The organism is Rhodopirellula sp. JB055 (assembly GCF_043100905.1).
Classification (GTDB): Bacteria; Planctomycetota; Planctomycetia; order Pirellulales; family Pirellulaceae; genus Rhodopirellula.
In genome coordinates, this window is the sequence record NZ_JBICHO010000011.1 from 1 (window position 1) to 5,303 (window position 5,303).

Consider the following 5,303-nt stretch of genomic DNA (forward strand, 5'->3'; position numbering starts at 1 on the left):
CCCAACGGCGATTGGGAACGAGCACGACTCGGTCGCGGTGTGGCAACGTGTGACTTCAACCGCGACGGTCGATTGGATGCAGTGGTCACCTATGTGAATGCCGCGGCGGAACTCTTGCGGAACGAAACCGAGTCGTTCGGCAACTTTTTGCAGCTACGGGTGATCGGCCCACAATCCGAGCGGGATGCCCTCGGGGCTCGAGTCGAAGTGGTGGCGGGCGAAGAGGTTTGGGTTGCAATGGTCGCTGCGGGTGACGGTTACGCTTGCCATAACGAAGCGATCCTGCATCTTGGCTTGGGTGACGTTGCCACGCTGGATTCCATCACCGTGCAATGGCCAAGCGGGGATGTTCAGCGATGGGAAGCGATCGACAGCAAGCCCATTGATGTCAATCGACGTATCGGCATCGTGGAAGGTTTGAAGGAACCGTTCGAAGACCGGTGAGAGAGAACGCAACGGTTTTTATGCCACTGATTCAGACACTCATTTTGCGGCGGCTTGTTCCGCCGCGAAAGCTCGCAGGGGTTTGGGCAGTGGGAATTGCACGTCTTCTTCCCGGACGACTTTTGTGTCCACGGACGCATCGAAGTTGTCTTTCAGCCAATCGATGGTGGACTGGACCACGGATTCGGGGGCACTGGCTCCGGCGGTGATCAGCACAGTGTCTTCATCTGAAAACTGATCTGCGGAAAGATCTTGTGGGCCGTCGACCAGCATCGCTCGTTTGCCTTGTTCCGCCGCGAGTTCACGAAGCCGTTGACTGTTGCTGCTGTTTTGGCTGCCCAGGACAACGACCACATCGGCATCTTCCCGCAGCAATTTGACGGCTTCTTGCCGGTTCTGGGTCGCGTAGCAGATGTCGTCTTTGGGGGGCGAGTGAATCTCGGGGAAGCGTTCGCGAAGACGGCGGATGACTCGACCGGCATCGTCGACGGACAGAGTGGTTTGGGTGAGGTAGGCCAGTTGGGTGCCGGGTTCAAATTCCAATCGATCGACATCGGCTTCATCTTCGACCAACACGATCGCTTCGGGAGCTTCACCCATGGTGCCGAGCACTTCGTCGTGGCCTTCGTGGCCGATCAAGATGATCGTGTAACCCGCTTTGGCGTACTTGATCGCTTCCAGGTGAACCTTGGTGACCAAGGGGCAGGTCGCGTCGAGAGCGTGCAACTTGCGAGCTTGAGCGGCCTTGCGGATTTCGGGCGAAACACCGTGAGCGGAAAACAGCAACACGCCGCCTTCCGGGACTTCGTCGATGGTGTCGACGAAGACGGCTCCTTTTTCGCGGAATGTTTTGACCACGAACTGGTTGTGGACGATCTCGTGGTAGACGTAGACCGGTGGCCCAAATTTCTGCAGAGTCAGATCCAGCGAATCAATTGCCATGTTGACTCCAGCACAGAATCCTCGGGGAGCCGCCAAAATGATTTTCATGGGAGTTGAATTTCTGAGTTTGCGGGGGCGTCCACGATCGGACGCGGCCCGAGTTTGTTCTGGGGAGTTGGTCATCGGCTAGAATAACCGCAGAAGCCCCAAAACGTCCAACGGCTCATTTCAGAGCTTTGTCCACTGGCCTTCGCGGTCTGCCCCAACCAGGTATGTCATTGCCCTCAGTTAGCACCTTTGACCGCAATTCAGATCCGCCGTTGAGAGAGGTCCGCGCCGAGGGAGACTCCAACAACATCATTCTCGGAGACGACAAGAACGGCTGTTTTCGCGATGCATTAGCGGATTCGCGTGCCGAATGCCGTGCGATTGCCCGGGCAAGTCGCGAAAATTTTCTGGTCGCGACGTGTTTGTTGCCAAGAGCCTTTCGGCAGCCTTTTTACGATTTGTATGCCTTTTGCCGCACTGCCGATGATCGAGCCGATGAATCCGGGACCTGCGAAAAAGCTCTGGTGGCGCTGCAGGAGTATCGCCAGGCCGTCGCTCACATGTACTCGGAAGACGGGGGGCAGAACGAAGGCATCTTCGTGGCACTCGCTGACACCGTGCATCGATATTCCATCCCGCGACAATTGCTGGACGATTTGCTCGATGCGTTCACTCAGGATCAGACAGTTCATTGCTACGAGGACGAGGAGCAATTGCTCGATTATTGCCGTCGTTCGGCCAATCCCGTTGGGCGGATGATTCTGCGGTTGGCGGAGGCCGACACCGACGAAAACGTGTTGGCATCGGATGAGATTTGCACGGCGCTGCAGTTGGTGAATTTCTGGCAGGACGTTTCGCGAGATCGGTTGATGGGGCGAGTCTACATTCCGGAGTCAATCATGCAGCGGTTCGGGTTTGACGGTGGTGTGATTCGTCGTGGTTTGGAACCCGGGCAAGGCACTCCGACGCCGATTCGCGAGGCGATCGAGTTTCTGTGCCAGGAGACACGTGCGAGGTTCCATCGTGGTCTGCCGTTAGTTGAACGGGTGCCAAGATGGTTGAGTGCGGATCTGCGATTGTTCGTCGAAGGAGGCTTGGCAACCATCGATGCGATCGAAGCCATACAATTCGACGTTTTGCGGAATCGTCCGGTCGTCCGGCGGTCGACCCAGTTGCGGCTGCTTGGACGCGCGATGTGGTTGCGATGTTGGTCGGGACGTGACCGTGAGGAGGCCTCACGATGACATCCGAATTCAAACAGTTGGTGTCCAGTTACGCGGCCGTGCGACGGATTTCACGTCGATCGGGCAGCAGTTTCTATCGTTCGTTTTGGTTGTTGCCGCGGGCGAAGCGGGATGCCATGTCGGCTCTGTATGCGTTTGCCCGTGTGACGGATGATTTGGGGGACTGCGACGAGCCAATCGCGTTGCGGCGAAGTTGGTTGCAGTGGTGGCGACAAACCACGGCGATGAATTTGATTGGCCAAGGGAATCAACCGGTTCGATTGGCGGACGGCATCGAGGATCTCTCTCCGGATGGCTCGGTGAATCTGGGGAGACATGCAACTGACATCATGCCGGCGCTTCGGCACGCTGCGAATCGGTATGAGATTCCGTCTCGCTATTTGCTGGAGATCGTGGATGGGGTGATGGCGGATCAGCAAAAGAACCGGTTCGACACGTTCGAGCAATTGGAACACTACTGTTATTTGGTTGCTTCGGCGGTAGGAATCGCATGTTTGCACATTTGGGGATTTCGATCGCCTCTTCCGATGCAAGCTGCGGTTGATTGCGGGTTGGCGTTTCAGTTGACCAACATTCTGCGAGACGTCAGCGAAGACGCGAGTCGCGGGAGAATCTATTTGCCCCGCCAGCACTATGAGCAGCATGGTTTGGAAGAAGACGATTTGTTGCATCCACGTCGGGACGCTCGGTTGCGTTGTTTGTTGCTAGACGAAACCCGTCGCGCGTCGGAGTTGTTTGAATCGGGGTGGCGTGTGTGGGATTCGTTGCATGATGACGGTCGCCCGATGTTCAGCATGATGTGGCGAACCTATCGAAAGTTGTTGCAACGAATCATGGATGATCCCGATGCCGTCGTTTCACGACGGGTTTCGTTAGGGATGCGAGATCGAATCGGGATTGTGTCCAATCATTTTGTGGGCCCGTTGTATCGACGTTTGCCTGTTCCACCGTTGGAGTTGACGACCGCCGAGGGCCGGCGAGTTTCAGCACGTGGTGACGACCCGGCATGACGAAACGCGTGGTTGTGATTGGAGGCGGAATCGCAGGTTTGTCGGCCGCTGAAACGCTTTCTCGCACGCGGGCATTCGCGCGTGGAGAGATGCAGGTCGAATTGCTGGATTCGCGACATCAAACCGGCGGCCGTGCGGGCTCGTTCGTGGAACCGACCACGGGGCAGACCGTCGACTATTGCCAACACGTTGCGATGGGGTGCTGCACGGCTTTGCTGGACCTGCTTCAGCGGCTGGGGTTGCTGTCGCACTTTCAGCGGTACGAAGAATTGACGTTCTATCATCCTCAACACGGATTCAGTCGTTTTCGGCCGAGTCCTTGGCTGCCTCCGCCGCTGCATTTGGCATCTTCTTTGTCGTCGCTCAAGCATTTGACGGGACAAAATCGACGTCAAATTCGGTCGGCTTTGTGGCGACTGATGCGGACTCGTGAATCTGACTTGATTGGGGGCACGGCACTGGAATGGCTGCAAGCCAACGGGCAAAACCAAGACACGCAGCAGAAGTTTTGGGAAGTGATTTTGGTCAGTGCGTTGGGGGATATCCCAAAGCGAGTGTCGATGGCTGCTGCCCGAAAAGTGATGATTGACGGGTTCGCTGGGGCGAGGCACGCGAGTGACGTTTGGGTGCCCAAACGTCCGCTGTCCGAAATCTTTGGTGACTCCTTTCGGCGGCCTTTGTCGCAGCGCGGCGTTCGATTTGGGCTTGGGAAATCCGTCCGTGGGTTGCACTGGGACAAGACGAGTGGGTGTTGGAACATGGAGTGTTCGAGCGGAGGATCGCGGGCCGCAGAGCATGTCGTCTTGGCGACTCCCTGGCATGTCAGTCGCCGCTGGTTTCCCGAATTATGGGAGCAGCAAGTTAAGGTGGCTTTTTCGGAAAACGACAATTCCGAGACGCCGTTTGCTTCGTCACCGATCACCGGGATTCATCTTTGGCTGGATCGTTCGCTGACTGCTTTGCCACATGTGGTGATGGTGGGGACATTGACTCAGTGGTTCTTTCAAGAACCGATTGATCAAGCCGATCAATCGTCTCGCGACGAAGGGGTTTACCACCAGGTGGTCATCAGCGGACGACACGCGGGCAGTGATTGGCCCAAAGAGAAGTTGGTCACCGAAGTGGTGCGTGAGTTGGCGGAGGCGTTTCCTGAGGCTGGGACGCCGCGGATACGAAAGTTTCGTGTTGTGACGGATCCGCACGCTGTGTTTTGTGTCAGCCCGGCGACCCAAGTTCGTCGTCCTGAATCGAAAACGTCGCGTCCGGGGCTCCATTTGGCCGGGGATGCGATTGCGACGGGGTGGCCCGCGACGATGGAAGGAGCCGCGATCAGCGGGCAGATGGCGGCGAAGTCCGTGATTGAGTCACTGGGAAAACCAGTGGAAAATGAGGGGATCGAAGTCCCCGTTGGACTGAAGCGAGGTTGGCTGGCTCGCCGATTGATTCGGTAGCGGGTGAGCACAGACGCCAGGGCTCGGATGCAATTGTCACTTGCCACCGTTTGCCGTGCACCTACGGTATTGAGTCAAAGGATCTTTTCTCACGGGAGTGAATCATTTTGGATCGTCGGATCCCCGCATCATTGGCCGAGCGTCGGCGCTGGGTGGTTGCACCTGACCAGACGGATCATCCGCCAGGTGAGATGGTTCTGTACTGGATGCATAACGCTGTCCGG

5 protein-coding genes are annotated in these 5,303 nt (G+C 57.0%); 4 read left to right on the top strand and 1 reads right to left on the bottom strand.

The features are described 5' to 3' along the window. The coding region (locus tag ACF8AM_RS00255) for an ASPIC/UnbV domain-containing protein (protein WP_392553698.1) at window positions 1-444 on the top strand (444 nt) is incomplete at its 5' end. Window positions 445-483: 39 nt separating this feature from the next. On the opposite strand, the gene ispH is transcribed toward ACF8AM_RS00255, so the two are convergent. Next, on the bottom strand, window positions 484-1,434 hold the full coding sequence (ispH, locus tag ACF8AM_RS00260; protein ID WP_392553699.1) for a 4-hydroxy-3-methylbut-2-enyl diphosphate reductase: 951 nt from the start codon (window positions 1,432-1,434) through the stop codon (window positions 484-486). Window positions 1,435-1,598: 164 nt separating this feature from the next. Here ispH and hpnC point away from each other — a divergent pair, with 164 nt between their 5' ends. From hpnC to hpnE, 3 genes are read left to right on the top strand one after another with little or no spacing between them, the layout of a single operon-like run. Continuing rightward, window positions 1,599-2,618 carry a squalene synthase HpnC gene (hpnC, locus tag ACF8AM_RS00265; RefSeq protein ID WP_392553700.1) on the top strand — a complete coding sequence of 340 codons (1,020 nt, stop codon included), beginning with the start codon at window positions 1,599-1,601 and terminating at the stop codon, window positions 2,616-2,618. Continuing rightward, window positions 2,615-3,628 (top strand): phytoene/squalene synthase family protein, encoded by a 1,014-nt coding sequence (locus ACF8AM_RS00270; protein ID WP_392553701.1) that lies wholly within the window; start codon window positions 2,615-2,617, stop codon window positions 3,626-3,628. Before hpnC ends, ACF8AM_RS00270 begins: the two co-directional genes overlap by 4 nt. Continuing rightward, complete coding sequence (gene hpnE / locus ACF8AM_RS00275) at window positions 3,625-5,079, top strand: hydroxysqualene dehydroxylase HpnE (RefSeq protein ID WP_392553702.1); 1,455 nt, start codon at window positions 3,625-3,627, stop codon at window positions 5,077-5,079. The genes ACF8AM_RS00270 and hpnE overlap by 4 nt, the downstream gene beginning before the upstream one ends. The last annotated feature ends 224 nt before the right edge of the window (window positions 5,080-5,303 follow it).